Here is a 26,349-nt window from a genome sequence, read left to right as displayed (position 1 = left end):
GTGGCCTACACCGACTACCCGGGGGAGCGGTTGGGGGTGGTCCGCGCGCGGGTGGGGGGCGCTTTCCGCGGCCGGCGGGGCGCGGCGCCCGCCGGGACGCCGCGCACGGCCGCCTTCACCGTGGGGGGTGCCTCAGGTACTACCTGTAGGTGACGTCCGAGGTGGAGTACAGGCAGTTCTTGCTGTCGGGGCCCGACCCCACAGCGGTGTTGTTGTTGTACTTCTGGCAGGGGACGACCTTGCGGCCGGAGTCGTTGCGGATCGTGATGCCCCGCAGCGTCGCCGCGTCGTTGCGGTTGACGTTGATGCCGACGATGCGCGCGGTGGAGCCCGTGCCGGTCACGTCGATGTTGCTGAGGTTGACCTTGCGGGTGTACTGCGTGGAGCAGTCGCCGCACGAGCGGTAGAGCGTCTTGAACTCCTGCACCGCGAAGTTGGAGATGTTCAGCGTGCCGCCGCCGTTGTGCTGGAAGACCTTGTCCGCCGCCTTCTTCGCACCGCCGCCGATCACCTGGTAGGTGGCGCCGTTGCCGCCGCGGAAGGTGGCGGCGTCCTCGCCGACGTCCTCCCACCAGACGTTCTGCAGCGTGCAGCTGCCCTCACAGTGGATGCCGTCGGCCGCGGGGGCACCGAGGATGACGTTCTTCAGCACCGCGCCGTCCGCGAGCTTGAAGATCGGGTCCTGGCCCTCCTCCTGGCCGTCACCGGCCAGGGCGCCGGTCCCGTAGTACCGCTTCATCCCGTAGTCCTTGGTGCCGGAGACGGAGATGGTGGTGGACGTGCCCTGGCTGCCGTTGGGGGTCGGCCAGGTCGCCGCGCTCGCCGTGGGCGCGTTGGTAGTCATGATCATGCCAACCGACAGGCCGAGGGTGGCCAGCGCGCCGGTCAGTGCGCGCCTGCGGGCGCGCGGACGTGTCGCAGAAGTCATGTCCCGATTCCTTCTGTCGTGGAGTGGGTGGGGGAGGAGGGGTGTCCGGACGGACGGGGTGTCAGAGCCTTCCGGCGCCCGCACCCGACGTCACCGAGGTGACGACGGACGAGGCCGGCTCCGCCGCATAGCCGTACGGCGGGCTGGTGAAGCCGCCGACGCGGGAGACCTCGGTCGCGGCTCCGCCGAGGTCGTTGCCGCGCAGGTTGGCGTATCCGTCGACGTCGCTGCTGCGGTTCGTGGTGACCGCGACCTTCGTCGAGCGGAAGACGTTGTTCTCGACCAGCATCTGGGCGCCCATGCGCGAGTGGCAGGCGGTGTCGGCGCCCTCGACGTAGTTGTTGTAGAAGTGCCCGGTGCCGAAGCGCAGGCTGGGGATGCGCGAGTACACGTTGGCGAAGTGGTTGTGGTGGTACGTCACCCTCAGCTTGCCGGTGTCCTCGCTCGCGTTGTTGTCGCTGTGGCCGACGAGCGAGCCCTTGAAGTGGTTCTTGAAGGTGTTCCAGGACACCGTGACGTTGTCCGCGCCGTGGTTGACGTCCAGCAGACCGTCGTAGAAGTCCTTGTCGTGATCGCGGTCGGCCGAGAAGGAGTTGTGGTCGATCCAGACCTTGGTGGACGCCTCGACGGTGATGCCGTCGGCGGGCGCGACCGGCTTGCTGATGTTCAGGTTGCGGACGACAACGTTCGAGACCTTCTTCAGCCGCAGTCCGCCGCTGGTGAAGCCGGACGCGGAACCCACGCCCAGGACGGTCGTGTTGGACCCGATGTCGACCTGACCGCTCAGTGAGATCAGGCCGTTGACCCGGACGACCTTGGCCGAGTTGCCGGTCACCGCCGACTTGAAGGCGCTCAGCGTGGAGACGGTGACCGCCGAGGCGCTGCCGCCGCCGGTCGTCCCCGCGCCGAACCCGATCGGCGAGGTCTCGGCGGCCCCGGCCGGCTGGGGAACGGCCAGGACCGCCACGGTCGCCAACGCGGACGCGGCGGCGACGGCCAGGGTGGATCTGTGTACGCGTGTGCGTGGGGGAGTACGCATGTGGGGTGCGTCCCTTCGTGGTGCCGTCATGGTGCAGGTCGGTCATCTACGTGAATGACGTTCGCCATGTTGTTCACCGCGCGTGCTGCGTACGACCGACCCGGAGGGGTCGGTCACACTGCTGAACGGAACGTAGGGGGCAAGCGCTTTCTAGTCAACGCCTCGCGCAGAACACATTCGGCCGCTCCTGGTCAGGGCGGGGGGTGCCGCAAGGGTGGCGTGGGAGCGCTTCCATGAAAGCCATGTGCATGTCACCATGCCGACGGACGCTTCGCTTCATGAGAGGGCGGGTCGATGAGGACTCCGCGCATGCGTACGTTCGTCGGTGGACTCGCCCGGTCACGAGAGCGCGCTGCCGGGGTCGTTCACGTGGTCGTCGAGCGGCCCGCTGAGCAGCCCCGAGGCGGACGCGGCCCACCCGATCCTCTCGGTCAAGGACCCGGCGGTCTTCCGCTACCGGGACCGTCCGCGACACCGCCTGCAACGTCCACCTCATGCTCGCGGCGTACCACCGGCTGCCCTGGCGGCCCGCCCTGCTGACCCGGACGAACTCCACCTGCCGAACCGCCGTACGACGTCCTGCGAGCCGCACCCCACAACGGAAGGACACGGACGTGCCTGCCACCCCCCGTCCCACGGCGAGGAGACCGCTGCGGTCGCTCCTCCTCGCCCTCGTCGCCGCGCTGCTGCCGATGCTCGCGGCCACGGTGCTCACCGCACCCTCGGCCGCCGCCCGTGAGCCGGCCGGCGGGTCCGCCCGCGATGAGGCCGTGCCCGCCGCCGCCCTCACCGAGGTCACGAACTTCGGCACGAACCCCAGCAATCTGCGGATGTACCTGTACGTGCCGGAAAGCGTCACGCCGAACCCGGCGGTCGTGGTCGCCGTGCACTGGTGCACCGGCTCGGGCCCGGACATGTACAACGGCACCGAGTACGACACGCTGGCCGACCACTACGGGTTCATCGTGCTCTACCCGTCCGTCACCCGCAGCAGCAAATGCTTCGACGTCTCCTCGCCCCAGGCGCTGCGCCGCGGCGGCGGCAGCGACCCCGTCGGCATCAAGTCGATGATCGACTGGGTCACCCGCACCTACGACGCCGACACCGGCCGGGTGTTCGCCACCGGCATCTCCTCCGGCGCGATGATGACGAACGTCCTGCTCGGCGACTACCCCGACGTGTTCGCGGCGGGCGCCGCCTTCTCGGGCGTCCCGTTCGCCTGCTTCGCCACCACCGACGGCTCCGAGTGGAACAGCAACTGCTCGGGCGGCACGCTCACCCACACCCCCAAGGAGTGGGGCGATCTGGTCCGGAACGCCCACCCCGGCTACACCGGCCCCCGCCCGCGGATGCAGATCTGGCACGGCACCCAGGACGACGTCCTGCGCTACCCCAACTTCGGGGAGCAGATCAAGCAGTGGACGAACGTGCACGGGGTGAGCCAGACGCCGACCGCCACGGACACGCCCCAGTCCGGCTGGACCCGCACCCGCTACGGCGGCACGGGTGACCGGGCGCCCGTGGAAGCCATCAGCCTCCAGGGCGTCGGCCACAACCTGTACGCCCAGGGCATGGCGTCCCGGGTGCTCACCTTCTTCGGCCTGGACAGCGCGGGCCCGGCGCCGCAGCCCCAGCCCGGTGCCTGCAAGGTGACGTCCACGGTCAACGCCTGGAACACCGGCCTGACCGCGTCCCTGACCCTCACCAACACCGGTACGACGACGGTCAACGGCTGGAAGCTCGGCTTCACACTCCCCGCCGGCCAGACCGTCACGGGCGGCTGGGGCGCCACGTACGCGCCGTCGTCCGGGACGGTCACCGCGACCAACGTGACGTACAACGGCACGATCGCGCCGGGCGCGAGTGTGAGCATCGGCTACCAGGCGAGCCACGGCGGCAACAGCGCCGCTCCGGCCGGGTTCACGCTCAACGGGACGGCGTGCACGGCCGGTTGACGCACCGGCTGCTCCGAGATCCGGGTGCCGGTCAGACCGACCGGTGGTACTGGTCCGGCACCCGGACCTCACCGCCCAGTTCCCGCGCCGCGTGCCGGGCCCACGAGGGGTTGCGCAGCAGTTCACGGCCCAGCAGGACGGCGTCCGCCTCGCCGTTGGCCAGGATCTTCTCGGCCTGCTCGGCGTCGGTGATCAGCCCCACCGCGGCGACCGGCAGGGGCGTCTCGGCCTTCACCCGGGCGGCGAAGGGCACCTGGTAGCCGGGGCCGGTGGGGATCCGGGCGCCGGAGGCGTTGCCGCCGCTGGAGACGTCCAGCAGGTCGACGCCGTGGGCCCGCAGCTCGGCGGCGAAACGGACGGTGTCGTCCGCGGTCCAGCCGCCGTCCTCCAGCCAGTCGGTCGCCGAGATACGGAAGAACAGCGGCTTGTCGTGCGGCCACACCTCCCGTACGGCGTCCACCACTTCGAGGGCGAAGCGGACACGGTTCTCGTACGAGCCGCCGTAGGCGTCGGTGCGGTGGTTGGAGTACGGGGAGAGGAACTCGTTGATCAGGTAGCCGTGGGCGCCGTGGATCTCGGCGATCTCGAAACCCGCGGCGAGGGCGCGGCGGGCCGCTGCCACGAACTGCCCGACGACGTCCTTGATCTGGTCCACGGTCAGCTCGGCCGGGGCCGGGTGCTTCTCGTCGAACGCGAGAGGGCTCGGCGCCACGGAGTCCCAGCCGTACGCCTCCGGGCCGACCGGGGCGCCGCCCTTCCAGGGCTGGTCCGTCGAGGCCTTGCGGCCGGCGTGGGCGAGCTGGATCGCGGGCACGGTGCCCTGCGCGGCGAGGAAGCGGGTGATGCGGCGGAACGCCGCCACCTGCGTGTCGTTCCAGATGCCGAGGTCGTACGGGGAGATGCGGCCCTCCGGGGACACGGCGGTGGCCTCGACGATGATCAGGCCCGTGCCCCCGGCCGCGCGGGCGGCGTAGTGCGCGAAGTGCCAGTCGGTGGGGGCGCCGGTCTCCGGGCCCTCCGGTGCCGCCGAGTACTGGCACATCGGGGGCATCCACACGCGGTTCGGGATCGTCACATCGCGCAGGGTGTAGGGCTCGAAGAGCGCGGTCACGGCGGACTCCATTCATTGCGGGGCCGGTGTCGACTCGTACGATAGGCATCGTAGTACGGTGGATGTCAAACTACGATGGTTCTCGTACTATGGAGGTCCCCTAGGAAGTGGAGTCGCCGTGACGTCCCCCGCCGTGAGCAGCCGCGCCCTGCCGCATCCCGAGCGCGACGAGATCCGGCTGGAGGAGGTGCTGCACGCGCTCTCCGAACCGATGCGGTTGCGGATCGTGCGGGAGCTCGCCGCGGTGAGCGGGGAGTTGTCCTGTTCGGATTTCGATCTGCCGGTGACGAAGTCCACGACCACGCATCACTTCCGGGTGCTGCGGGAGAGTGGGGTGATCCGGCAGGTCTACCGGGGGACGGCGAAGATGAACGGGCTGCGGCGGGATGATCTGGAGGGGCTGTTTCCGGGGTTGCTGGATGCGTTGCTCGATGCGGCGGGGAGGCAGGCTGGGAGGCTCGGGGGGTGATCGTTCGTGGTTCGCTGCGGGCCGCCGGTGGCTTGTCGCGCCCACGCGGCGGAGTCGCACATCGACACAGCCCCGCGCCCCTAAAGCCCTTTGCCCTGCGCGGCGGTCATCAGGGACTGCCAATCCGGAAGCTTCACCACGCCCCTGCCGAGTGATGCTCCCAGCTCCGCCTCCGCCCGTTCGATCGACTGCCAGCCCGTCCACTCGACCGGGTCGGCGCCCGCCGCGCGCAGGGCCGTGAGTGTGTCCTGGGGGACATCCCGGGCGGCGAGGAGCGGGGCGTCCTCCAGGAGGGACATCGCCGTTTCCTTCGCGCAGGGGCGGTTCGTGCCGATCACGCCCGTCGGGCCGCGCTTGATCCAGCCGGCCACGTACTCGCCCGGGGTGACGACGCCCTCGCGCAGGACCCGTCCGGCCAGATTCGGCACGGTGCCGGTCTTCGCGTCGAACGGCAGCCCCTCCATCGGCACTCCGAGATAGCCCACCGAACGCAGCACCAACTGCGCCTCGATGTCCTCGTAGCGGCCCGTGCCCGTCACGCTGCCGTGCCCGTCCGGGGCCGTCCGCTCGAACCGCACCGCGCCCACGTGGCCCCGCTCGGCGAGCAGTTCGACCGGGCGGAGGAAGAAGCGCAGATGGATCCGGTGCGGGGCGTCCGCCGGCGGTGACTCGGCCCAGCCGCGCACGACCTCCACGTTGCGCCGCTGCGGGGCGGGCAGCGCGGACGGGTCCGTGTACCCCGGGTCCGGCGCCAGCTCCGCCGGGTCCGCGACGACGTCGGTCCCCGGCAGGGTGCCCAGCTCGCGCAGCTCCTTGGTGGTGAAGCGGGCCTGGGACGGACCGCGCCGGCCCACCATGTGGATCTCGGTCACCCGGCTCGCCGCCAGCGCGGTCAGGGCCGCCTGCGGCATGTCGGTCGGGCTGAGCTCGGCCAGCCCCCGGGCCAGCATCCGGGTGACGTCCACGGCGACGTTCCCCACGCCGATGACCACGGCCGACCGCGCGTCCCGCAGGAAACCGCCGTCCACGGCGTCCGGGTGGGCGCTGTACCAGGACACGAACTGCGTCGCCGACCAGCTCCCCGGCAGATCCTCCCCGGGAATGCCCAGATGGCGGTCCGTGGCGGCGCCCACGCAGTACACCACCGCGTGGTAGAGCTCCCGCAGCCGGGCGGCCGGCACTCCGCCGGGGCCCACCTGCACACCTCCGAGGAACCGGACCCGGTCGTGCTCCAGGACCGCGCGCAGATTGTTCTGCAGTGACTTGATCTTCTCGTGGTCCGGTGCCACGCCGTAGCGGACCAGGCCGTACGGGCACGGCAGCCGGTCCAGGACGTCGACGCACACCCCGGAGTCCAGTTGGACGAGGCTCTGGGCGGTGTAGCACCCGCTCGGCCCTGAGCCTACGACGGCGACTCGCAGCACGGCGGAACTCCTTACCCGTGGGATCCCGGGGGATCTCCGGAGAGTGCTGATGTCTCCAGCATCGCACCGGCCGGGCTCCGCTGACAGGGTGCTGTGCTCCGACCGGGGCGCGTGTCGGATCTATAGCGAATGTGATCATGCGGTTACGTTCCGTGTGTGCTGGAAGCATCCTTTCTTAATCTTTCTGATCGCTCTCCGGTGGACGGCGCGGTGTCCGTGCGGCCCGCGTGGGAAGTGCGGGAGAACGAGGACGCCACGCGGTGGTTCGACGTCCGGATCGCCTTCACGGACGGCGCCCACGTCGACGCGCTGGCGGTCGTGACCGGCGGATGCGTGGGTGTCGAGGACGTACGCGCCCAGCCCGCGCTGTCCCTCGACGACCTGGCGGTGCTCGCCGACTGGTTCGAGGAATCGCTGGCCGAGGCGTGCGGCGCCGGCGCCGGCGCGGGCCCGGCTCCCGAGAGCTGCGCGGGCCCGGGGCGCCGGGCCCGGCCGGTCTGGCCGGGCGGCGCCGAGGGGCGGTGGCTGGTGGCACAGGAGTACCGCGCGGCCCAGCAGGACGGTGCCGACCCGGTCCTCGCCGTGATGTGCGCGACCGGGCACAGCCGCCGCAAGTCGCTGAGGCTGATCGGCCAGGCCCGGGACGCGGGCCTGCTCGCGCCCCGTCGCGCACGACGCTGAGCGGACCGGCCCGGCGCGCGACCGTGACCCGGGGTCCGCTCAGAGCATGTCCCGCATTCGCGTGATCTCGCTGGTCTGCTGGGCGATCACCTCGTCGGCCATCTCCTCGACGCGGATGTTGTTGCCCTGCCCCTTCACATCCGTGGCCATGGTGATCGCGCCCTGGTGATGGGTCGTCATCAGGGTCAGGAAGAGGTGGTCGAAGGCCTTGCCGTCGGCCGCGCGGAGCTTCTTCAGCTGGGCCTCGGTCGCCATGCCGGGCATCGCGGCGTGCTCGTGCCGCTCGGCCTTCAGGGGCTTTCCGTACGACTTCAGCCAGCCCTTCATGGCCTCGATCTCGGGCTTCTGGCCGGCCGCGACGCGCTCGGCGATGCGCTTGACCTTGTTCGACTCGGCACGCTTCGGGGCGAGTTCGGTCATCACCAGGGCCTGGGCGTGGTGCTCGATCATCATGCGGGCGTAGGAGACGTCCGCCGCGTTGGGGGAGTCGTTCTCCGGGTTCTGGTCGGCGGCCTCTTCGGCGGACAGGGTGCGGTTCGCCTCGCCGGGCTCGCCCGGCGCGATCACGGCGGGCCCGTCGGCGGCGGCCGGCTTCCGGTCCGGACCGGAGTCACAGCCCCCGGCCGCGAGCACGGCCAGGGCGACCAGCCCCGTCGTGACGGCGGAAGCACGAGACACACGGCGGAAGAGCACAACGACCTCCTGTGACGGGCGAGTCGGGGCGCCAACACTTCATTGCGATTCTGTTGCCCCCTGTTGGTATGTGCATGACGAAGACGATACTGCGTGGTGCGTGAACCGTTCCGCAGCGAACGGAACCAGGGAGGAAAACAGTGATCCTGTTGAACGACCGCAGAACACGCAGCAGACGCCTGGGCGTCGTCGCGGCCGCCGGTGGACTGCTGGCCGCGCTCCTCACAGCGGCACCGGCAGGGGCCACCCCCGACCCGGGGGACGCGCCGCCCGCGCCGAAGAAGGTCTCCAAGAGTGCCCAGGCCGAGGTCCGTGAGGCCATCGAGAAGGGCGAGATACCCACCCAGGACGAGATCGTCCACTCCGACAACATCCAGCACCTGGCGTTCGTCCCCAAGGACGTGCTCCAGGGCACGAACTCGGACCTCGCCTTCCAGGGCAGGTACGCGTTCGCGGGCAACTACGACGGCTTCCGCATCTTCGACATCAGCAACCCCAAGGCGCCGAAGACCGTCGCCCAGGTGCTGTGCCCCGGCTCGCAGAACGACATCTCCGTCTCCGGCGACCTGCTGTTCCTGTCCACCGACTCCTCGCGCAGCGACAGCAGTTGCACCAGCACCACCCAGCCGGCGACCGAGAAGTCCTCGTGGGAGGGCATGAAGGTCTTCGACATCAGCGACAAGCGCAACCCGAGGTACGTCGCCGCCGTCGAGACCGCCTGCGGCTCGCACACCCACACGCTGGTGCCCGAGCGCCGCAACGTCTACGTGTACGTCTCCTCGTACTCGCCGAACGCCGCCTACCCCGACTGCCAGCCGCCGCACGACGGCATCTCCGTCATCAAGGTGCCGCGCGACGCCCCCGAGAAGGCGAAGGTCGTGGGCTTCCCCGTGCTGTTCCCCGGTGAGGGGCCGGACGGCGGCGGCAACCCGGGCGGACCCACCAACCCGGGCGTCTCCAAGACCACCGGCTGCCACGACATCACCGTGCTGCCGTCGAAGGACCTGGCCGCGGGCGCCTGCATGGGCGACGGCATCCTGTTCTCCATCAAGGACCCGGAGCGGCCCAAGGTCATCGACCGCGTCCAGGACAACGTCAGCTTCGCGTTCTGGCACTCGGCGACCTTCAACCAGAAGGCGAACAAGGTCGTCTTCACCGATGAGCTGGGCGGCGGCGGCGCGGCCACCTGCAACGCGGAGATCGGACCGAACCGCGGCGCCGACGGCATCTACGACATCGTCGGCAAGGGCGACAAGCGCAAGCTCGTCTTCCGCAGCTACTTCAAGATCCCCCGCCACCAGGCGGACACCGAGAACTGCGTGGCCCACAACGGCTCGCTGATCCCGGTGAAGGGCAAGGACCTGATGGTCCAGGCCTGGTACCAGGGCGGTGTCTCCGTCTGGGACTTCACCGACTCGGCCAAGCCTAAGGAGATCGCCTACTTCGACCGCGGTCCGCTGACCACGGACACGATCAAGTCGGGCGGCTCGTGGTCGGCGTACTACTACAACGGCTACATCTGGTCGAACGAGTACGCCAGGGGCTTCGACGTCCTGAAGATCGACGACCGGCGCACCGACCCGGCCCGCCGGATCCATCTGCGCGAACTCAACGTCCAGACGCAGCCGGACTACTTCGACTGACCCTCCGGGCCGCACCCCGGTGCGGCCCCGGTCGCGAAGAACCGCGACAGATCCCTGTCGCCCGTCCCGTCGGAGGCTCCGGTCTCCGGCGGGACACCGAGCTCCCGGTCGAGCCCGTAGCGCGTGAACAACTCGGCCCGCAGCACCGGGACGGGCATCGGCACCCCCGGCACCAGCGCCGCGTACACCGCGCCCATCAGCAGGGCGCGCAGCATCGGATAGTCGCCGTCGACGTCCCGCGACCCGAGCCGGGCGACGGTGTCCCGCAGCAGTTCGGCCAGCCGCCGCTGCTCCGGGCAGGGCACGAAGCCCTCGGCCTGCAGCAGCCCGGCCATGTGCTGGCGCATCAGCACGGGCCGGTCCCCGGCCAGGCCCAGGATCGCGTCGATGGCCCGCGCCATCCGCTCCCGGCCGTCCTCGGTGCGCGGCTCGCGCTCCAGCGCCTCCTCCAGCGTGCGGTGCATCAGCCGGTGCACCGCGGACTGCACGAGCTGGCGCTTGCCGGGGAAGTAGTACGAGACCAGACCGCGCGCCGAACCCGCCCGGTCGGCGATGTCGCCGAGCGTCGTCGCCTCGAACCCGCGCTCGTCGACCAGCTCGACCGCCGCCTGCAGAAGCCGCTCCTTCGAACGTCTCCGCAACTCTTCATTGACCGAGGCGCTGCGCGGGGACATGCTGAAACTCCTGCGTTGACTGGCTGCCAGCCAACTATACTCGGAGCGTCCGGCCGGGGCCGCGCGGTCCCAGCCGGGGATGCCGTCTGCCTCGGGCGACACGGGGGATCGTCCGAGGCGGGCGAGCGGAAGCCCGGATGGTCGCCTCGGGCAGCTTGTTCCGGTGGAGTGCGGCCCTCAGCTCACCAGATCCAGGACCGGCCGCAGCCCGTCCGGCCGGTCGGTCACCGGCAGATGGTCCACGAAGTGCACCCCGCAGCCCAGGGCCGTGGCCCCGCCGTCCGCCCTGCGGTCGTCGCCGACCATGAGCGTCCGCCGCGGATCGGCGCCCAGCGCCTCGCAGGCGGTGGCGAACAGCCGCGGGTCGGGCTTCTGGATGCCGTGCTCGTACGACAGGACGTACACGTCGATGTAGGGATCCAGGCCGTGCGCGCGGAAGACCGGGCGCAGGTCCCAGCCGATGTTGCTGACCACCCCGACCGGGATGTCCCGCTCGCGCAGGGTGCGGAGCACCTCGACGGCGTCCGGGTACGGGGCCCACGCGTCCGGGTGCATGTGGCGGTCGTACAGCGCGTCGTGCAACGTCGGGTCGGGCAGCGTGACTTGGCGGGAGACGCCGGTGTACGCGGTCCGGTGCAGCTCGGCGCTCTGATCCCGGATCCGCCAGGCGTCGGCCAGTTCCTCCGGCACCCGCGCGGGATCGCCACCGCCCGGCAGCGCGCCCGCGGCCTCCAGCGCCCGCGCCGCGGCGATCACCTCCGCCTCGGCGAGCCGGATCGCGGTCCCGGCCAGCGTGCCGCGCAGCCAGGAGTCGGTGGACTCGACACGGAAGAGGGTTCCGGAGAAGTCGAACAGCACGGCGGTCATGGGGTGATCCTACGAGGACACGCCTGGCTCCGACGGCTGTTCAGGGATGCCGGCGCTGGTGCACCCACACCGCCAGGGCCACCACCAGCGCGCCCAGCAGCCAGCCGCCCAGCACGTCCGACGGCCAGTGGACGCCCAGCCAGATGCGGGTCAGCCCGACCCCGATCACCGAGACGACGGCCACGGTCAGGGCCGTACGCCACACGGCGGGGCTCACACCGTGGCGGTGCAGGAGCCACAGGAGGAGGCCGCACACGACCGTGGCGGTCATGGCGTGACCCGACGGATAGGCCGAATAGTGTGCCGAGTCCACGGGGTCGGGCCAGACCGGGCGGGGACGGTCCACAGCCGCCTTGAGAGCCTGCTGCAGCAGCGTGCCCAGGGTGACGGCCAGCGCCAGCCACACCGCCGTCCAGCGTGCCGCGAGCCGCACGACGAGCCAGACGACGACGGCCGCGCACAGCAGTCGCATCGTCCACGGATCCCACACCCAGTCCGTGAGGACGCGGAACGTCTGGGTGAGGCCGGGTTCGTCGACCGCCCAGCGGTGGGTGGTGCCGGAGATGTCTCCGTCCGTGGTGATCAACGGGCTCCATCTGACCGCGACGAGGGTCAGCAGCAGAGCCGAGCACAGGGCGAGGACACCGGCGGAACCGGCGGCGGTGCGGTGCTCGGGACGGGGCGGGGAGTCGACGGACGGGGAGTGCATGATGCGATCCTCGCCGAACCGGGGGGTCCGGATCCAGTGCGGCGGCGATCTTCGCACCCGGGGACCACATGCTTCGGCCACTCCGAGGCCCCGGCGCCCGGGTCGGATCCGGCTGCTACCCCAGCGCCCGCAGCCCCGGTACGAACGCCAGCAGCACCGGCACCACGGGCACCAGCGCGGCCGCCGCCGTCAGCCGCAGGCGGTGTGCCGCGGTCAGCCGGTCCGGGGGAGTGAGCAAGCGGTGCACGCGCGCCGGGACATGGGCCTGCGGCGTCGGACACGGACCGAACACCCCGCGATGCTCGTTCAGTTCGACCAGGGCGAGGGCCGTGGTCAGACGGCCGAAGCGGCGGGAGGCCGTGTCGTCGGCGGCGAGTTCGACCAGACGGTGCATCTCGTCGCGGAACGCGGCGAACACCGGCACCTGCGGAAATCCGCCCGCGAGGGCCGAGGAACAGTTCAGCAGCCAATCGTGCCGGGCCCGCGCGTGCCCCTGCTCATGGGCGAGCACGGCATCCAGCTGCCGGCCCTTCAGGCGGCGCAACGCGGCCGTGGTGACGACCAGTTGCGGCGGGGCGCCGGGCAGCCACCAGGCGTCGGGCCGCTCGCTCTCCAGGACGGCGAGCCGTCCGGACACGGCCACCTCGCCCGGCAACAGCGGGGCCCGGACCAGCAGGTCGGCGCGCCGGCGGCGGCGCCGGGTGCGCGCCCGGCCGACCTCGCGGACCAGCATCGCCGCGCTCCACAGACCCCCGCAGGCCAGTGCCACCGCCGTGGTCGCCGCCCAAGGGCCCGCCGTACCGAGGGCATAGGCCTCGACGGCGGCGCTCGGGGCCGTCGCGAAGACATGCCCGCCGACCGCGTGCCAGGCCGCCGCCGCGCTGAGCGTCATCGACAGCGCACAGCACACGAGTACGGCCGCCACCGCGCACTGCCACACCCACAGCGCCACCACCGGCTCACGATCCGGCCATTCCGCCCTGGCGAGCAGCCGGGGAGCCACCACGGCGGTCAGGGCGCCGAGCAGCAACAGTGCCGCGGGGAGCATCATGGGACGCAGCCTATGAGCGCGGTGCCGCCCAGGGGTACGAGTTGTGCCGTCAAAGTGACGCAGGCAACGGATCACAGCGTCAGCAGCATCGCCACCATCGCGATCCCCATGGACAGCCGGCACGCCCGCGCCAGCTCCGGCCGGTCGCCCCACCCGGCCGTCCCGCCGCTCCCGGCCACGGCGGGCACCGGCACGAGCCGGACGCCGGTCAGCAGCACGTATCCGGCGAAGTACAGCAGCAGCGCTCCCGTCAGGAGCGGGACTCCCGATCCGCCCTGACCGTGCGCGTGTGCGGGGGAGCCCGCCATGACGACGGACATGTAGACCATCGCCGCGGCACCCGCCAGATGATGGAGATGGCGCGCCCCGGCCCGCGCCGCCCACAGCGCGTGCACCGCTGCCGCCCCGAACACGGACGCGTACGCGAGCCAGGCCCACGAGGGCGGAGTGAACACCGCCGCCGGAACCGCCATCGCGGCCATCCCGAAGCCCATCAGCGCCTCGCCTCCGCTGCGCATCCGCACCAGGCAGTAGCCGCCGGTCACCGCGCAGAGCGCCACCAGCAGCCAGCCGGACGAAGCCGGTCCGTGCACGCGCACCTCCCCGCTCGACAGTCGGTCATTCGATGCCCCGGCCATGCGGTGCGCACGCGAGCGCAAGGGTGTACACGGGGAGCATGCGACGGAGCACAGCAGGTGAGCGGCTCGATCGCCGCGCATCTTTTACGAGTAAAACACCTGCTAATGTTGTGGGAATGAGTAGCACGAACCCCCCACCCGCCTCCCCGCCCGCCCGGCGTCTTCCGCTGGCGGGCGTGCTGCGCGTCGGCCGGCCCGCCGAGATCTGGTTCAAGCCCGCGCTGAGCGTGGTCGCGTCGATGGCCCCGCCCAACCTCACCCTCCTGGCGCTCGGCCGGCTCGACCTGGCCATGTACTCGATGGCCGGGTCCCTGTGCGCGCTCTACGCCCACAACCGCCCCTACGCCGCCCGGGCCGGGGCCCTGGTGTGGGTGGTGCTCGGCATGCTCGGCGGGCTCGCCGTCGCCCTGGTCGCCGCCTCGCTCACCGGCAGCGCCGTCGTGCTGGTCACGGTCGGCGCCCTGCTGGCCGCCGCGCAGAAGGTGCTGTGCGACGCCACCCGCGTCGGCCCGCCGGGCAATGTCGTCCTCACGTTCGTCAGCTCCGCCTCGCTGTTCGCGCCGCAGACCCTCGACCAGGTTCCCGGCCATCTGGCTCTGGCCGCCGCGACGGGTGCCTGGGCCTGGCTGGTCTGCATGGCGCCCGCGCTGCTCCGGCCGCACGGCCCCGAGCGCCGCGCCACCGCCGGTGCCCTGAAGGCCGCGGCCGCGTACGCCGACATGGGCGGCACGGGCGAGGGCCACGCCCGGGCCCGTGCCGCGGGCTACGCCGCCGTCCAGGCCGCCTGGCAGTCGCTGCTGTCCACCGGCGCGCCTTCCCGGACCCGGCGCGCCCTCGAACGGCTCGTCGTACGGGCCGAGGTCGCCCTCGCGGCACCGGCGGAGGCGGATGCCGGCCGGCTGCGTGCGTGGGCCCGCGTGCTGCGCGGTACCGGGCCCGTCCCGCAGGCCGGTCTGCCGCGGGCGGCCGCCGACGAACTGCTCGGTGTGGACGCGGCGCGCTCCCTCTGGACCCGGCTCGGCCCGCTGACCCCGCTCGCGGTGCGGACCGCGCTCGGCTGCGCGCTCGCCGGCTACGCCTCCCTCGCCCTCGGTATCGGCCGCCCGTACTGGGCCCTGGTCACCGCCGCCTCGCTCTACCAGGCCAACATCGCCCTCACCTGGAGCCGGGCCGTCCAGCGGGTCGTCGGCAACGTCGTGGGTGTGCTCGTCTTCGCGGCCGTCGCGCCGCTCGCGCACCTGGACCAGGCGGTCCTCGTGCTGTGCTGCCTCGCGTTCAGCTTCGGTGCCGAGGTGCTGATCAGCCGCAACTACTGGCTCGGCAGTGTCTGCGTGACCCCCATGGCCCTGCTCATCACCGAGTTCGCCGGATCCCAGCAGCCCGGCGAGCTGATCACGGAGCGCGTCGTGGACACCGTCGTCGGCGCCCTGGTCGGCTTCGTCGCCGCCGTGGCCGTCACCAACCGGCGCGCGGGCGACCGTGTCGAACGGGCCCTGGCCACCGCCGAACGGGCCCGCGAGCAGGCCGCCCGCCTCCTGGCCGAGGCGGACCCCGACGCGGCCGCCCTGGAGTCGGCCCGCCGGGGCCTCGCCGTCGCCCTGGTCGACCTGCGGGCCACCGCCGACGCCGCGGCCGGCGAATGGTGGCAGCGTGCCCTGCCCCAGGAGCGGGTCGTGCTCGCGGAGCAGGCCGGACACCGTACGCTCGCCGCTACGGCACGACGCCAGGGGCTGCTCCCGGACCGGGGCACGGGCACAGAGACGGAGGACGCACGGCCATGACGGCGACGGAAGGGTCATCGCCCACGGGGGACGAGCCGGGATCCGAACCACAACCGGCGGCCGGGACCGGGCGGGCAGGGGACGACTTCGCCGAGGGGCCTGCCGTTGACCGGGCGCGGACGGCCGGAGGGGACCTGGCTCACGGGCGGGCATCCGACGAGGCGCGCGCGACCGGAGAGGAACGGGCCGGTGGTCGCGGGGCCGGCCGGGCCCATGGGGCCGGGGATGGCCCCGCCGGCGGTACGGCGGGCGATGCGGCTTCCGTGGCCGGAGGGGAACGTATCGGTGGGGCCCACGGGGAGCACGCGGCCCACGGGGAGCAGGCTGCCGACGGGACCGGTACGGCCGGAACGGAGCCGGTCGGCGAGGCCCCTGCCGTCGAACCCGCCCCGGCCGGTGGCCGGCGGGGTGACACCGTTGCCGGTGTCGTGCGGCAGTGGCGGGCCGTGCACCCCGGGCTCGACACCGGGCCGATGGAGGTCATCGGCCGGATCAACCGCTGTGCCGCGCTCCTTCAGCAGGCCGAGGACGCGCCGCTGCGCCGGGCGGGTCTGAGCCGCCCGGAGTTCGATCTGCTCGGCGCGCTGCGTCGCACCGGGCACGAACTGACCCCTGGGGAGCTGGCCCGGGAGACCTTCTCCTCGGGCGCCGCCGTCACCAAGCGCCTCAAGCAGCTGTCCGAACGCGGTCTGGTGGAACGCCGAATCGACAGCCGCGACCGCCGCGTCGCCCACCTCCGCCTCACCGACGCCGGACGCGAACTCGTCGACGGCGTCCTGCCCGCCCAGCTCGCCTACGAGACCGCGGTCCTGTCCGGCCTTGACGCCCCCGAGCAGGGTGAACTCGCGGCTCTTCTCGGAGAGTTGCTCGGCCAGCTGGAGGGTCGCCTGGGCGCGCTGCGGGGTTGACCGGACCTGTCTGGCCGGGGCCGTCCGCCCCCTCTGGCGTGCCGCACCGGCCCCGACGTACCCTCACCCCGTACCGCACCGCGTGGCGGCCTCCAGCTCCTTCATCTGCCCGGAGGTACCCCATGCCCGCACTCGAGGTGCGCCCCTTCCGCCGAGCCGACCGCGACCAGCTCACCGACCTGGTCAACATGCACGTGGCGGCCGTCGTCCCCGGCGTCTCCGTCTCCGTGAACACCGTCCTCGGCGACCTGGAGCGGCAGCCCGGCGAGTTCATCACCGACCCGTGGGTGGCCGAGCGGACGACGCTCGTCGCCGAGCAGCGCCGGTGCGTCGTCGCCGCGGCCCATCTGCTGCGCTACCGCGCCGACGCCGAGGTCGGCGAGACCTACCGGGACAGCGCCGAGATCAACTGGTTCGTGCACCGCCCGACGGCCTCGCACTGGCCGGACTCCGACCGGGCCGCCGACCTGCTGATGCGGGCGTGCCTGGCACAGCTCGCCCGCTGGGACGTCCGTGTCCGGTACGCCGACGGCGCACTGCCCGCCCCGCTCGTCCACGGCCTGCCCCGCAACTGGCCCCACATCCGGGCCGTCTACGAACGCGCGGGGTTCCGGCACACCGGGGACACCGAGGTCATCCTGATCGCCCGGGTCGCCGACCTGCCGGCGCACGAACCCCGGCCGGGCGTCACGGTCGAACGCACGCTGGGGGAGTGCGGCACCCGCTTCACGGCCTACGCCGACGCGCGCGCCCTCGGCTTCGTCGAGGTGGACACGGCCCTGGCCCGCCCCGAACGGCACGCCCGCGCCGCGGGCCTGGCCGACATCGGCAACCTCCACGTCGACCCCGCGCAGCACGGCACGGGCCTGGAGAACTGGCTCCTGGCCCAGGCCGCCGACTGGCTCCGCCTGTGCGGCGTCGACCGGCTCGTCGCCTATGAAACGGCCGCTGAAACGGCCGCCGACACCGCCAGGCTCGACCTCCTGGCGGGTGCGGGCTTCCGCGAGCTGACCCGTACCGACCGGGGCTGGGAGCACCGCCCCGGGTGACCTCAGATGCCGGGCCGGTACCGCATCGGGTGGTCCGCCGGGACCTCGACCAGCACGATCGGCGTGCCGTCCGGGTCCGCGATCCACATCTCGACCAGGCCCCACGGCTCCTTCACCGCCGGCCGCACGATCTCGACGCCCTTCGCCCGCAGCTCCTCCTCCGCCGCGGCCACGTCGTCGACCTGGAGCCACAGCCGTACGGCGGGCGAGGGGGGAGTCTCGGACCGGCCCGCGACCTCGAGGAAGCCACCGCCCGTGAAGTAGACCGTGCCGCGCTCGGGACCCGTGCCGAACTCCCGGTAGACGGCGAGGCCGAGCTGTTCGCCGTAGAAGGCACGGGCGCGCTCGGGGTCGGACGGGCGGAGCAGGATTCGGCTGCTGAGTACATGCACCATGCACGAGAGCCTAGTGGCGGCGCTACTCTCATCCGTGCCCGAATCACGCCGCGAAACGGAGACATACGCCCATGGACACCGCCGCCACCGGACTGACCTACCGCGATGCCACCGACGCCGACGTGGACGAGCTGGTCGCGCTGATCGAGTCGGCGTACCGGGGCGACGACAGCCGGGCCGGGTGGACCACCGAGGCGGACATTCTCGAGGGGCAGCGGACCGACCCGGAGGGCGTGCGGGCCGTCATCAAGTCGCCCGACAGCCGGTTGCTGACCGTGGAGCGGGAGGGTCGGGTCGTCGCGTGCTGCCAGCTCGAGCACCGCGGGGACCACGCCTACTTCGGCATGTTCGCGGTCAGCCCCCGGCTCCAGGGCGAGGGCCTCGGCAAGGTGATCATCGCGGAGGCGGAGGGGCTGGCCCGCGCGACGTGGGGCGTGACGGAGATGCACATGACCGTGATCTCCGTACGCGACGACCTCATCGCCTGGTACGAGCGGCGCGGCTACCGCCGTACGGGTCGGATGACCCCCTTCCCGTACGGCGACGAGCGCTTCGGCATCCCGCAGCGCGACGACCTGAAGTTCGAGCTGCTGATCAAGGAGCTCCGCTAGCGGCTATGCCGTGAAACGGCCCGTGCGCTTGATGTCCGGGTGGTCGGTGGTCGCGCCGTCGAGACCGAATGCCCGGACGAGCCGCAGATGGTCCTGCGTGTTCACCACCCAGCCGATGATCCTCAGGTCGGCCTTGCGCGCACGCTCGACGGTCTCCAGGGTGAGCCGGCGGATGTTCAGGCAGACGGTCTCGGCGCCGACCGCCACGGCGCGGTCCACGATGTCGGTGCCGTAGCGGCTGGCGATCAGCGCGGTACGCACCCCCGGCACCAGTGGCTTGATCTCGGCGATCGCCTCATCATGGAACGAGGAGACCTCCACCCGGCCGGCCAGCCCGCGCCGGTTCATCACCTCGGCCAGGGCCCGCGCCGCCTGAGCGTCCTTGATCTCCGCCTGGATCGGCGTCTGGACGGCCTCCAGGACCTCCTCGAAGACCGGCACCCGCTCGCCCCGGCCCGCGTCCAGGGCGCGCAGCTCGGCGAGGGTCTTCTCGGCGATGGGCCCGCTGCCGTCGGTCGTGCGGTCCACGTCCGTGTCGTGCATGACGACGAGCGCGCCGTCCTTGCTCAGATGCAGGTCGAGTTCTATGGCGTCGAGACCCGCCTCCTGGGCGGCGACGAAGGAACGGAGGGTGTTCTCGGGTTCCACACCCATGACTCCGCGGTGACCGATGGTGAGGAAGTTCAAGACGCGACTCTCTTCCGTCGACAGGCGGCACTGGGGGCCTTACGGCCCACCTGGACCGTATCGCCTGCACCGGCCCCGTGCAGAGGGCGAGGGCATGGTCGGCGTACATCCGGGCACAAGCAGGGCCGACAGGAAAAAGTGCGGCAGGGGCCCGGGTGAGACAGGATAATTTCCCGAGCTTTTCCTTGCTGGGAGGAACCTCGTGTGTATACGGTCTGGGTACGCGAGATTCTCCCGTGGAAGGTGGGACATGACGGAAATTCTTGTGCAGGTGGGTTCGGAGGACCTGGTTCCTCCCGTGGCCAGGGTGGTGGAGCACCCGGCATGGCCCGTGCTCAAGGATGCCGTGGAGCGGATCCGGCCATGGCAGTCCAAGGACGGGTCGATCGACTTCGACGCCGAGGGCGCGCCGGACCGCGCCGACGCCGAGCAGGCCGTCCGCAGGGCCGCCGACGCGGTACTGGAGCTCTCCCCGCTGCTCCCGCACGACGCCGCCTATCACGAGGCCCTGGTCAAGGACCTGCGCCGATGGGCCGACGGCGGCTTCGAGGTGCCCGACTTCCTCGACTCCCTGCTGGCCTTCCAGCCCGCCGCGAGCCGCGCGGACGGCCTCCAGCACCTGGTCGTCTTCCCGATGTACACGCAGAACGGCAACCCGGACCGCAATCTCGAGGCGGTCGTCCTGCGCATGGTCTGGCCGGACTGGCTGTCCGAACTGGAGCGCACGCGCTACGACAACCCGCTGTTCTGCGGCATCAAGTTCGAGGACTTCACGGCCGGCTACGACACCAACTCCGCCGTCCTGTTCCCCGAGACCATCGCCGTGCGCGAGGCACCCGAACGGTTCACCTGGGGCGGCATCTTCTGCGACCGCGAGGCCGCCCGCTTCCGCCGGGTGACCGACGCCGCTGTCGACATCCTGGGCCTCGAGCTGCCCGAGGACGTCGCCGCGATGGTCCACGACCAGAAGCGCTGCGAGGAGGCGTTCGTCCTGTGGGACATGGTCCACGACCGCACCCACAGCCACGGCGACCTGCCGTTCGACCCCTTCATGATCAAGCAGCGGCAGCCGTTCTGGATGTACGGCCTGGAGGAGCTGCGCTGCGACCTCACCGCCTTCAGGGAGGCCGTGAAGCTGTCGGCCGAGGGCGTCCCGCAGGCCCGTGACGTCCAGGTCGCGGTGCTCCTCGACCGGATGTTCCGCTTCCCGGTCACCGGCGAGCGCGTGCGCAACTACGACGGCCTCGGCGGCCAGCTCCTCTTCGCCTACCTGCACAAACACGACGTCGTCCGCTGGACCGACAACAAGCTGACCATCGACTGGGAGCGTGCCCCGCAGGTCACCAACCAGCTGTGCGCCGACATCGAGAAGCTCTACCGCGACGGCATCGACCGCCCCAAGCTCGTCCACTGGTTCGCCGGATACGAGCTGGTCTCCACGTACCTCTCCCCGCACCCGGGCTCGAAGTGGGCCAAGGGCCCCGAGGCCCTGGACGTGACACAGCCGCCCCGGAAACTCGTCGATGACGTGCTTCCGGACGAGTTTCCGCTGAGCATGTTCTATGAGGCACTGTCCAAGAAGCTGAAGAACGTGATCGCCTCCACCAAGGGCATCACGGCGGACGGCGCCGAGCGGATCGCCGCATGAGCGGCGGAATCGTCCGCGGAACCGAGAACACTGCTCAGGAGGCGAAGAAGATGGCGGGGAACGGAGCTCTCAGCGGTGCGGTGATCGCGGTGGCCGGTGCGGGCGGGCCCGCGGGCCGGGCGGCGCTGCTGCGACTGGCCGAGGCGGGGGCGACCGTCGCCGCCGCCGACAACGATCCCGAGCGGCTCGCGGACGCCGTGGACGCGGCCCGCTACGCGTCGGGCGGCGCCACCGTCACCGGTGAGCCCGTCGACCTGCTGGATCTCCAGTCCACCCGTGACTGGGCCACGCACATCGAGAAGGACTTCGGCCGCGTCGACGGCGTGGTCCACCTCGTGGGCGGCTGGCGCGGCAGCGAGACCTTCACCAAGACGAGTCTCGACGACTGGGACTTCCTGGAGCTGCTGCTGATCCGCACCGTGCAGCACACGTCGCTGGCCTTCTTCGAGGCCCTGCAGCGCAGCGAGCGCGGCAGGTATGTGCTGATCAGCGCGGCCGGTGCCACGAAGCCGACCGCGGGCAACGCCTCGTACGCCGCCGCCAAGGCCGCCGCCGAGGCCTGGACGCTCGCGCTGGCCGACGCCTTCCGCAAGGCGGGGGGCGCCGGGGGCCCGACGTCCGCCGCTGCCATCCTGGTGGTGAAGGCGCTGGTGCACGACGCGATGCGCGCCGAGCGACCCAACGCGAAGTTCGCGGGCTTCACCGACGTCAAGGACCTGGCCGAGGCCGTCGTGGGTGTCTGGGACAAGCCCGCCGCCGAAGTGAACGGAAACCGTCTGTGGCTCACCGAGAAGCCGTGAACCCGCCGAAGACCGACGCGCGCCGCCATCACGACCCGGACATCCGCGGTTTCGCCAGCGACAACTACGCCGGCGCCCACCCGGAGGTGCTCGCCGCCCTGGCCCTGGCCAACGGCGGGCACCAGGTCTCGTACGGCGAGGACGCGTACACCGAGAACCTGCAGAGCGTCGTCCGCAGCCACTTCGGCGCCACGGCCGAGGCGTTCCCGGTCTTCAACGGCACCGGCGCGAACGTCGTCGCCCTCCAGGCGGTCACCGACCGCTGGGGCGCGGTGATCTGCGCCGAGAGCGCGCACATCAACGTCGACGAGTGCGGGGCTCCCGAACGGGTCGGCGGCCTGAAGCTGCTCACCGTTCCGACGCCCGACGGCAAGCTCACGCCCGAGCTGATCGACCGGCAGGCGTTCGGCTGGGACGACGAGCACCGCGCGATGCCGCAGGTCGTCTCCCTCGCCCAGACCACGGAACTGGGCACGGCCTACACGCCGGACGAGATACGCGCCATCTGCGAGCACGCCCACGCGCACGGCATGAGGGTGCACTTGGACGGCTCCCGGCTGGCCAATGCCGCCGCCACCCTGAACGTCCCGATGCGGACGTTCACCGACGCCGCCGGCGTCGACCTCCTCTCCCTGGGCGGCACCAAGAACGGCGCCCTGTTCGGCGAGGCCGTCGTGGTCCTGAACCAGGACGCCGTCCGCCACATGAAGCACCTGCGCAAGCTGTCCATGCAGCTCGCCTCCAAGATGCGCTTCGTGTCGGTGCAGCTGGAGGCCCTGCTCGCCCGGGACCTCTGGCTGCGCAACGCCCGCCACTCCAACGAGATGACCCAGCGCCTCGCCGAGGGCGTACGCGCCGTGCACGGGGTCGAGATCCTCTACCCCGTGCAGGCCAACGCGGTGTTCGCCCGTCTGCCGCACGACGTGAGCGAGCGTCTGCAGAAGCGCTTCCGCTTCTACTTCTGGGACGAGGCCGCGGGCGTCGTCCGCTGGATGTGCGCCTTCGACACGACCGAGGAGGACGTGGACATGTTCGTGACGGCGCTCAAGGAGGAGATGGCCCGCTGACCCGCGCTGTTCACCGGTCGACGACGATCTCCGCCCGGTTGTTGCTCAGGTCCGGGTCGAACTTCCTGATGCTCAGCTCGGGATCGTCGTCGGCGGTGGCCACGGTGCCGCGGGCGCCGGGCACCACACGGTCGATCCGCAACGGGATCTCGAAGGTGTGGGAGGCCCCGTCGCGCAGAGGGATGGGCGTCTTGCAGTAGTAGGTCCTCGGGGACGCCGAGCCCGCCGACGCCCAGCAGTCCTCCTCCGGCAGGCCCGTGATCGTGGTGCCCTCCGATGCCCGGAACGACACCGTGGCGACGGCGGCGCCCACACCGAGCGAGGCGACCCAGGCCGGGCCGTCGTTGTGCACGGTGACACGGGCGGTCACTGTGTCACGTCGAACCGTTCGTACAACGCCTGCTGCCCGACGCCGAGTTCGGTGGGCAGCGCGTACCGCTGCCCCGGCGCGACGGCCTCGTCCAGTACGCACAGGGCGAAGGTGCCGATGTCCTCCTCCCGGTACTCGCAGTTCGCGTGCCGCTTCTCGAAGTCCAGCCCGTACGAGGCGTAGAACCACAGCAGGGTGCGCTCCGCCGTGCGGCTGCCGTTGTTGGAGAGCGTCGTCGGCAGACTCGTCCGGGTGCCCGGCGTGAGTCTGCTACGCCAAGCCCCACGCCCTCGCGGCGCTGCTGCGGGCCGAGGACATTCCGACCGCGCTGTGCTACCAGGAACTGGGTGTGGACGCGCGGTTCTCCCTCGACGGTGAGCGGCTCGCCTTCACACTCGACCCGGCGTCCGGTGAGACGGACTGTCCGGTCCTGTACGCCGCGCCTCACCCGGCCGTGCTGGGCGCCCTCACGTGGGCCCGCGACCGGCCCCACTTGTGGGAGACGCTGCCCACCACGCTGTGAGGGCCCGTCAGTGCGCCTCCGCCGCCCGCACCTGCTCCGGAGTCGGTGCCGTGCCGCCGAGGTGGGCCGGCATCCACCAGGTGTCCTCCGGGCCCTTCGGGCGTACGGGGTAGGCGCGCTGGGCGGCCTCGAGGAGCTCCTGGACGCGCTCGCGCAGCTGACGCGTGATCGCGCCCGCGTACTTGTCGCGGGAGGCCTCGATGGCCTCGCCGACCCGGATCGTGATGGGGATGTGGCTGCGCTTGAAGTTGCGGGGGTGACCCTTCGTCCACAGCCGCTGCGTGCCCCACACCGCCATCGGGATCAGCGGGACGCCGGCCTCCTGCGCCATGCGCGCGGCGCCCGACTTGAAGCTCTTCAGCGTGAACGACTGCGAGATGGTGGCCTCGGGGAAGACCCCGACGATCTCGCCCGACCGCAGCGAGTCCAGGGCGTGCGCGTAGGCCGTCTCGCCCTGCTTGCGGTCCACGGGGATGTGCTTCATGCCGCGCATCAGCGGGCCGGAGACCCGGTGCCGGAACACGGACTCCTTCGCCATGAAGCGCACGAGACGTTTCTGCGGCAGGGCCGCCAGGCCGTCGAAGACGAAGTCCAGGTAGCTGATGTGATTGCTCACCAGCACGGCGCCGCCCGAGCGCGGGATGTTCTCCGAACCCTGGCAGTCGATCTTGAGGTCCCACGCCTTGAACAGCGTGCGGGCGAAACCGACGACGGGACGGTAGACGAGCTCTGCCATGGGCGGGTCGGACCCTTCCTGCTCTGCCTGGGAAGGGATTCCCAGCGGAAAGTTACGCAGCCGTAGGTTTACGGCTTGTCGCAGATCGTGCCCGAAGAACGGCCGGGTAGCCAGTCCTCGTGCCCGCCGGGGAGGAGATTCTCGTCACGTCGCCCGTGTGACCCCACCTCGTGCTTTTACGCCCGTATTACTCCGCGCGCACCGCAACCCGCCGCACGAGCAGGTACAACTCGCAGCCCAGGCAGTACCCGAATGCCGCGTTCAGGAAGGCCGCCGCGAGCGCCGCGCCGGTTGCCGCGAGTCCCAGCCAGTCGGGCCCCAGGGTGTAGCCGACGAGCCCGAGTCCGGCGAAGAGCAGCCCCACCGCCTGGGCGAAACGCGGCGGTTCGGGCGCCTCGAAGTCGGCCGGCGGTCCGAGCCGCGGCCGTACGGCCTTCCGGAACAGCAGGCCGTACGGCGACCGGCCCACCCCGCCCGCCGCGCCGAGCAGGAACGCCAGCGTCTGCCAGGCCAGCAGCCACGCGCTCCCCGTGACCAGAACGACCGCCAGGACGACGGCCGTCACGGCCGCGCCGAAACGCGGCCCTCTCGCATCGATGTCCATGGAACCAAGCATTCCGCAACGCGGCCCCGTTGAGGGGGCGGGAATCTTTGCGGTCTCGTTAACGCTTGAACCAGGTGATGACCGGACTGGTGGTGTGTGTCCTGGTGCTCGCGGCGGCGAGCGCCTACGGAGTGCTGCAACGGCGGCGGAGCGGGAGAGTGCGGGTGCGCGGGCGGGACGACGGCAAGCGGCTGGGTGCGGCGGAGCTGGGCGCGGAACTCGGCGAGCGGGCCACGCTCGTCCAGTTCTCCAGCGCGTTCTGCGCGCCCTGCCGGGCGACCCGGCGGGTCCTCGGAGAGGTCGCCGGCGTGGTCCCGGGCGTGACCCATGTCGAGATCGACGCCGAGGCCCAGCTGGACCTCGTACGACGGCTGGACATCCTCAAGACCCCGACCGTGCTGGTCCTCGACGCCGACGGCCGGGTGGTGCGACGGGCCACCGGACAGCCACGCAAGGCCGATGTGATCGCCGCGCTGGGGGAGGCGGTGTGAGGTCCCGGCGCGGCCGGTGAGGGCGTCCAGTGAGTCATCTCCCACCTCACGAAACGAACTTGACTGTGCACACCATTTATCGTCAGCCTGACCCCATGCCTTCGGACCTCCTCGCCACGCCCGATCTCCTGCGCTCGGTCTTCCGGCGACACGCGGCGGGGGTCGCCGTGATCACCGCTCGTGGCGACACCGGTCCGGTGGGCTTCACTGCCACCTCCCTCGCCTCCGTCTCGGCCGAACCGCCCCTGCTGTCCTTCGGCGTCGGCACCGGCTCCTCCAGCTGGCCCGCGATGGCGGCGGCCGAGCACGTCGGCGTCCACATCCTCGGCGAGCACCAGCAGGAGCTGGCCGCCACCTTCGCCCGCAACGGAGCCGACCGCTTCGCTCCGCCCACCGTCTGGCGGGAGGGACCCGAGGGCGTGCCCCTGCTCGACGGAGTGCTGGCCTGGCTGGTGGCCCGGGTGGTCGCCCGCGTACCCGCCGGGGACCACCGGCTCGTGCTCGCCGAGGTCCAGCACGGGGACCCCACGGGTACCGGCCGTCCGCTCCTCTACCACCAGGGGCGTTTCCGGAGACTGCCCGACTGAGGGACGTACCCCCGGGCTGCGGGACCGTCGAGTTCCGGTTACGCTGCGTTGCGAAGGTCACAGTTCAAAGCGCTTGCTTAGCGGGAACGAACTAGGTGTACTGACGAGTAATATTTCGCTCGGAGCGTGGGTCGCCCCGACCGGAATCGGCCGCTTGAGGCGCCTATGCTGCCTGCAAGTAGGCAGCCGAGAAATGACGATTGCAGTAGG

The 26,349-nt window shown here is 71.5% G+C and carries 28 protein-coding genes and 1 pseudogene; 14 read left to right on the top strand and 15 right to left on the bottom strand.

The features are described 5' to 3' along the window. Positions 1–139 precede the first annotated feature (139 nt). Positions 140–928 carry a pectate lyase gene (locus tag ACFT4A_RS37730; protein ID WP_382839847.1) on the bottom strand — a complete coding sequence of 263 codons (789 nt, stop codon included), beginning with the start codon at positions 926–928 and terminating at the stop codon, positions 140–142. Positions 929–989: 61 nt separating this feature from the next. Continuing rightward, entirely contained in the window at positions 990–1,967 is a 978-nt protein-coding gene (locus tag ACFT4A_RS37725; protein WP_382839845.1) for a polysaccharide lyase family 1 protein, read from the bottom strand. Positions 1,968–2,659: 692 nt separating this feature from the next. Between ACFT4A_RS37725 and ACFT4A_RS37720 the strand changes: the two genes are divergently transcribed. Next, complete coding sequence (locus ACFT4A_RS37720; protein WP_382839855.1) at positions 2,660–3,922, top strand: PHB depolymerase family esterase; 1,263 nt, start codon at positions 2,660–2,662, stop codon at positions 3,920–3,922. A gap of 31 nt (positions 3,923–3,953) precedes the next feature. Here ACFT4A_RS37720 and ACFT4A_RS37715 read toward each other — a convergent pair whose 3' ends face one another. Beyond that, a complete protein-coding gene (locus tag ACFT4A_RS37715) occupies positions 3,954–5,033 on the bottom strand; it encodes an NADH:flavin oxidoreductase/NADH oxidase (RefSeq protein WP_382839843.1) in 1,080 nt (359 codons plus the stop codon). 118 nt (positions 5,034–5,151) lie between these two features. On the opposite strand from ACFT4A_RS37715, the gene ACFT4A_RS37710 reads away from it, so the two are divergent. After that, positions 5,152–5,502 (top strand): ArsR/SmtB family transcription factor, encoded by a 351-nt coding sequence (locus ACFT4A_RS37710; RefSeq protein WP_382839840.1) that lies wholly within the window; start codon positions 5,152–5,154, stop codon positions 5,500–5,502. An 80-nt stretch (positions 5,503–5,582) separates the two neighbouring features. Here ACFT4A_RS37710 and ACFT4A_RS37705 read toward each other — a convergent pair whose 3' ends face one another. Next, positions 5,583–6,926 carry an FAD-dependent oxidoreductase gene (locus ACFT4A_RS37705; protein WP_382839837.1) on the bottom strand — a complete coding sequence of 448 codons (1,344 nt, stop codon included), beginning with the start codon at positions 6,924–6,926 and terminating at the stop codon, positions 5,583–5,585. A 210-nt stretch (positions 6,927–7,136) separates the two neighbouring features. Here ACFT4A_RS37705 and ACFT4A_RS37700 point away from each other — a divergent pair, with 210 nt between their 5' ends. Continuing rightward, positions 7,137–7,607: a DUF6214 family protein gene (locus ACFT4A_RS37700; RefSeq protein WP_382839833.1), complete on the top strand. Its 471-nt coding sequence runs from the start codon at positions 7,137–7,139 to the stop codon at positions 7,605–7,607. A 39-nt stretch (positions 7,608–7,646) separates the two neighbouring features. On the opposite strand, the gene ACFT4A_RS37695 is transcribed toward ACFT4A_RS37700, so the two are convergent. Continuing rightward, complete coding sequence (locus ACFT4A_RS37695; RefSeq protein ID WP_382839830.1) at positions 7,647–8,300, bottom strand: DUF305 domain-containing protein; 654 nt, start codon at positions 8,298–8,300, stop codon at positions 7,647–7,649. Positions 8,301–8,440: 140 nt separating this feature from the next. Here ACFT4A_RS37695 and ACFT4A_RS37690 point away from each other — a divergent pair, with 140 nt between their 5' ends. Then, complete coding sequence (locus tag ACFT4A_RS37690; protein ID WP_382839827.1) at positions 8,441–9,943, top strand: LVIVD repeat-containing protein; 1,503 nt, start codon at positions 8,441–8,443, stop codon at positions 9,941–9,943. Here ACFT4A_RS37690 and ACFT4A_RS37685 read toward each other — a convergent pair. The 5 genes from ACFT4A_RS37685 to ACFT4A_RS37665 form a co-directional block, all read right to left on the bottom strand. Beyond that, positions 9,931–10,617: a TetR/AcrR family transcriptional regulator gene (locus ACFT4A_RS37685; RefSeq protein ID WP_382839824.1), complete on the bottom strand. Its 687-nt coding sequence runs from the start codon at positions 10,615–10,617 to the stop codon at positions 9,931–9,933. The two genes, ACFT4A_RS37690 and ACFT4A_RS37685, sit on opposite strands and share 13 nt — an antisense overlap. A gap of 177 nt (positions 10,618–10,794) precedes the next feature. Next, the gene (locus ACFT4A_RS37680) at positions 10,795–11,484 is read right to left on the bottom strand and encodes an HAD family hydrolase (RefSeq protein ID WP_382839821.1); all 690 of its coding nucleotides are present in this window, start codon (positions 11,482–11,484) and stop codon (positions 10,795–10,797) included. A 40-nt stretch (positions 11,485–11,524) separates the two neighbouring features. Further along, positions 11,525–12,193, bottom strand: coding sequence for a phosphatase PAP2 family protein (locus ACFT4A_RS37675; protein WP_382839818.1), 669 nt, complete (start codon positions 12,191–12,193; stop codon positions 11,525–11,527). A 115-nt stretch (positions 12,194–12,308) separates the two neighbouring features. Then, the gene (locus tag ACFT4A_RS37670; protein WP_382839815.1) at positions 12,309–13,244 is read right to left on the bottom strand and encodes a M56 family metallopeptidase; all 936 of its coding nucleotides are present in this window, start codon (positions 13,242–13,244) and stop codon (positions 12,309–12,311) included. A 71-nt stretch (positions 13,245–13,315) separates the two neighbouring features. Continuing rightward, positions 13,316–13,837 carry a DUF5134 domain-containing protein gene (locus tag ACFT4A_RS37665; protein WP_382839813.1) on the bottom strand — a complete coding sequence of 174 codons (522 nt, stop codon included), beginning with the start codon at positions 13,835–13,837 and terminating at the stop codon, positions 13,316–13,318. Between the two features lie 161 nt (positions 13,838–13,998). On the opposite strand from ACFT4A_RS37665, the gene ACFT4A_RS37660 reads away from it, so the two are divergent. From ACFT4A_RS37660 to ACFT4A_RS37650, 3 genes are all read left to right on the top strand, one after another. After that, on the top strand, positions 13,999–15,663 hold the full coding sequence (locus ACFT4A_RS37660; protein ID WP_382839810.1) for an FUSC family protein: 1,665 nt from the start codon (positions 13,999–14,001) through the stop codon (positions 15,661–15,663). Between the two features lie 428 nt (positions 15,664–16,091). Next, on the top strand, positions 16,092–16,571 hold the full coding sequence (locus ACFT4A_RS37655) for a MarR family winged helix-turn-helix transcriptional regulator (RefSeq protein WP_382839853.1): 480 nt from the start codon (positions 16,092–16,094) through the stop codon (positions 16,569–16,571). A gap of 122 nt (positions 16,572–16,693) precedes the next feature. Next, on the top strand, positions 16,694–17,620 hold the full coding sequence (locus ACFT4A_RS37650) for an N-acetyltransferase (protein ID WP_382839807.1): 927 nt from the start codon (positions 16,694–16,696) through the stop codon (positions 17,618–17,620). 2 nt (positions 17,621–17,622) lie between these two features. Here the strand turns inward: ACFT4A_RS37650 and ACFT4A_RS37645 are convergent, their stop codons facing one another. Next, entirely contained in the window at positions 17,623–18,015 is a 393-nt protein-coding gene (locus ACFT4A_RS37645) for a VOC family protein (RefSeq protein ID WP_382839805.1), read from the bottom strand. 71 nt (positions 18,016–18,086) lie between these two features. On the opposite strand from ACFT4A_RS37645, the gene ACFT4A_RS37640 reads away from it, so the two are divergent. Then, on the top strand, positions 18,087–18,626 hold the full coding sequence (locus ACFT4A_RS37640) for a GNAT family N-acetyltransferase (protein ID WP_382839803.1): 540 nt from the start codon (positions 18,087–18,089) through the stop codon (positions 18,624–18,626). A gap of 3 nt (positions 18,627–18,629) precedes the next feature. On the opposite strand, the gene ACFT4A_RS37635 is transcribed toward ACFT4A_RS37640, so the two are convergent. Continuing rightward, positions 18,630–19,313, bottom strand: coding sequence for a glycerophosphodiester phosphodiesterase (locus ACFT4A_RS37635; protein WP_382839801.1), 684 nt, complete (start codon positions 19,311–19,313; stop codon positions 18,630–18,632). Positions 19,314–19,563: 250 nt separating this feature from the next. Here ACFT4A_RS37635 and ACFT4A_RS37630 point away from each other — a divergent pair, with 250 nt between their 5' ends. Genes ACFT4A_RS37630 through ACFT4A_RS37620 form a run of 3 tightly spaced genes read left to right on the top strand, consistent with a single transcriptional unit; the run spans position 19,564 to position 22,828 of the window. After that, positions 19,564–20,961, top strand: coding sequence for a DUF6421 family protein (locus ACFT4A_RS37630; RefSeq protein WP_382839799.1), 1,398 nt, complete (start codon positions 19,564–19,566; stop codon positions 20,959–20,961). Positions 20,962–21,011: 50 nt separating this feature from the next. Next, positions 21,012–21,761, top strand: coding sequence for an SDR family NAD(P)-dependent oxidoreductase (locus ACFT4A_RS37625; RefSeq protein WP_382839852.1), 750 nt, complete (start codon positions 21,012–21,014; stop codon positions 21,759–21,761). Continuing rightward, positions 21,758–22,828, top strand: coding sequence for a threonine aldolase family protein (locus ACFT4A_RS37620; protein ID WP_382839797.1), 1,071 nt, complete (start codon positions 21,758–21,760; stop codon positions 22,826–22,828). Before ACFT4A_RS37625 ends, ACFT4A_RS37620 begins: the two co-directional genes overlap by 4 nt. Before the next feature lie 10 nt (positions 22,829–22,838). Here the strand turns inward: ACFT4A_RS37620 and ACFT4A_RS37615 are convergent, their stop codons facing one another. Then, entirely contained in the window at positions 22,839–23,198 is a 360-nt protein-coding gene (locus ACFT4A_RS37615) for a hypothetical protein (protein WP_382839795.1), read from the bottom strand. A gap of 265 nt (positions 23,199–23,463) precedes the next feature. Between ACFT4A_RS37615 and ACFT4A_RS37610 the strand changes: the two are divergent. Beyond that, positions 23,464–23,721 (top strand): annotated as a pseudogene (locus ACFT4A_RS37610) (transglutaminase); the annotation flags it as partial. A gap of 7 nt (positions 23,722–23,728) precedes the next feature. On the opposite strand, the gene ACFT4A_RS37605 reads toward ACFT4A_RS37610, so the two are convergent. Both ACFT4A_RS37605 and ACFT4A_RS37600 read right to left on the bottom strand, forming a co-directional pair. After that, on the bottom strand, positions 23,729–24,457 hold the full coding sequence (locus ACFT4A_RS37605; RefSeq protein WP_382487870.1) for a lysophospholipid acyltransferase family protein: 729 nt from the start codon (positions 24,455–24,457) through the stop codon (positions 23,729–23,731). A gap of 187 nt (positions 24,458–24,644) precedes the next feature. After that, positions 24,645–25,061 (bottom strand): DUF4395 domain-containing protein, encoded by a 417-nt coding sequence (locus ACFT4A_RS37600; RefSeq protein WP_382839793.1) that lies wholly within the window; start codon positions 25,059–25,061, stop codon positions 24,645–24,647. A gap of 77 nt (positions 25,062–25,138) precedes the next feature. Here ACFT4A_RS37600 and ACFT4A_RS37595 point away from each other — a divergent pair, with 77 nt between their 5' ends. Next, positions 25,139–25,552: a thioredoxin family protein gene (locus ACFT4A_RS37595; protein ID WP_382839849.1), complete on the top strand. Its 414-nt coding sequence runs from the start codon at positions 25,139–25,141 to the stop codon at positions 25,550–25,552. A 95-nt stretch (positions 25,553–25,647) separates the two neighbouring features. After that, entirely contained in the window at positions 25,648–26,139 is a 492-nt protein-coding gene (locus tag ACFT4A_RS37590) for a flavin reductase family protein (protein ID WP_382839791.1), read from the top strand. Positions 26,140–26,349: the final 210 nt, after the last annotated feature.

Source organism: Streptomyces sp. NPDC057099 (assembly GCF_042671245.1).
GTDB classification, from domain to species: domain Bacteria; phylum Actinomycetota; class Actinomycetes; order Streptomycetales; family Streptomycetaceae; genus Streptomyces; species Streptomyces purpurascens.
This window is presented reverse-complemented; position numbering and strand designations above follow the sequence as displayed.

Excerpts from the sequence above, each read along its gene's own strand:
- ACFT4A_RS37730 (WP_382839847.1), bottom strand. The coding sequence starts at position 928 with ATGACTTCTGCGACACGTCCGCGCGCCCGCAGGCGCGCACTGACCGGC.
- ACFT4A_RS37725 (WP_382839845.1), bottom strand. The coding sequence starts at position 1,967 with ATGCGTACTCCCCCACGCACACGCGTACACAGATCCACCCTGGCCGTC.
- ACFT4A_RS37720 (WP_382839855.1), top strand. The coding sequence starts at position 2,660 with ATGCTCGCGGCCACGGTGCTCACCGCACCCTCGGCCGCCGCCCGTGAG.
- ACFT4A_RS37685 (WP_382839824.1), bottom strand. The coding sequence starts at position 10,617 with ATGTCCCCGCGCAGCGCCTCGGTCAATGAAGAGTTGCGGAGACGTTCG.
- ACFT4A_RS37680 (WP_382839821.1), bottom strand. The coding sequence starts at position 11,484 with ATGACCGCCGTGCTGTTCGACTTCTCCGGAACCCTCTTCCGTGTCGAG.
- ACFT4A_RS37675 (WP_382839818.1), bottom strand. The coding sequence starts at position 12,193 with ATGCACTCCCCGTCCGTCGACTCCCCGCCCCGTCCCGAGCACCGCACC.
- ACFT4A_RS37670 (WP_382839815.1), bottom strand. The coding sequence starts at position 13,244 with ATGATGCTCCCCGCGGCACTGTTGCTGCTCGGCGCCCTGACCGCCGTG.
- ACFT4A_RS37660 (WP_382839810.1), top strand. The coding sequence starts at position 13,999 with ATGAGTAGCACGAACCCCCCACCCGCCTCCCCGCCCGCCCGGCGTCTT.
- ACFT4A_RS37650 (WP_382839807.1), top strand. The coding sequence starts at position 16,694 with ATGCCCGCACTCGAGGTGCGCCCCTTCCGCCGAGCCGACCGCGACCAG.
- ACFT4A_RS37645 (WP_382839805.1), bottom strand. The coding sequence starts at position 18,015 with ATGGTGCATGTACTCAGCAGCCGAATCCTGCTCCGCCCGTCCGACCCC.
- ACFT4A_RS37640 (WP_382839803.1), top strand. The coding sequence starts at position 18,087 with ATGGACACCGCCGCCACCGGACTGACCTACCGCGATGCCACCGACGCC.
- ACFT4A_RS37630 (WP_382839799.1), top strand. The coding sequence starts at position 19,564 with ATGACGGAAATTCTTGTGCAGGTGGGTTCGGAGGACCTGGTTCCTCCC.
- ACFT4A_RS37625 (WP_382839852.1), top strand. The coding sequence starts at position 21,012 with ATGGCGGGGAACGGAGCTCTCAGCGGTGCGGTGATCGCGGTGGCCGGT.
- ACFT4A_RS37605 (WP_382487870.1), bottom strand. The coding sequence starts at position 24,457 with ATGGCAGAGCTCGTCTACCGTCCCGTCGTCGGTTTCGCCCGCACGCTG.
- ACFT4A_RS37600 (WP_382839793.1), bottom strand. The coding sequence starts at position 25,061 with ATGGACATCGATGCGAGAGGGCCGCGTTTCGGCGCGGCCGTGACGGCC.
- ACFT4A_RS37595 (WP_382839849.1), top strand. The coding sequence starts at position 25,139 with ATGACCGGACTGGTGGTGTGTGTCCTGGTGCTCGCGGCGGCGAGCGCC.
- ACFT4A_RS37590 (WP_382839791.1), top strand. The coding sequence starts at position 25,648 with ATGCCTTCGGACCTCCTCGCCACGCCCGATCTCCTGCGCTCGGTCTTC.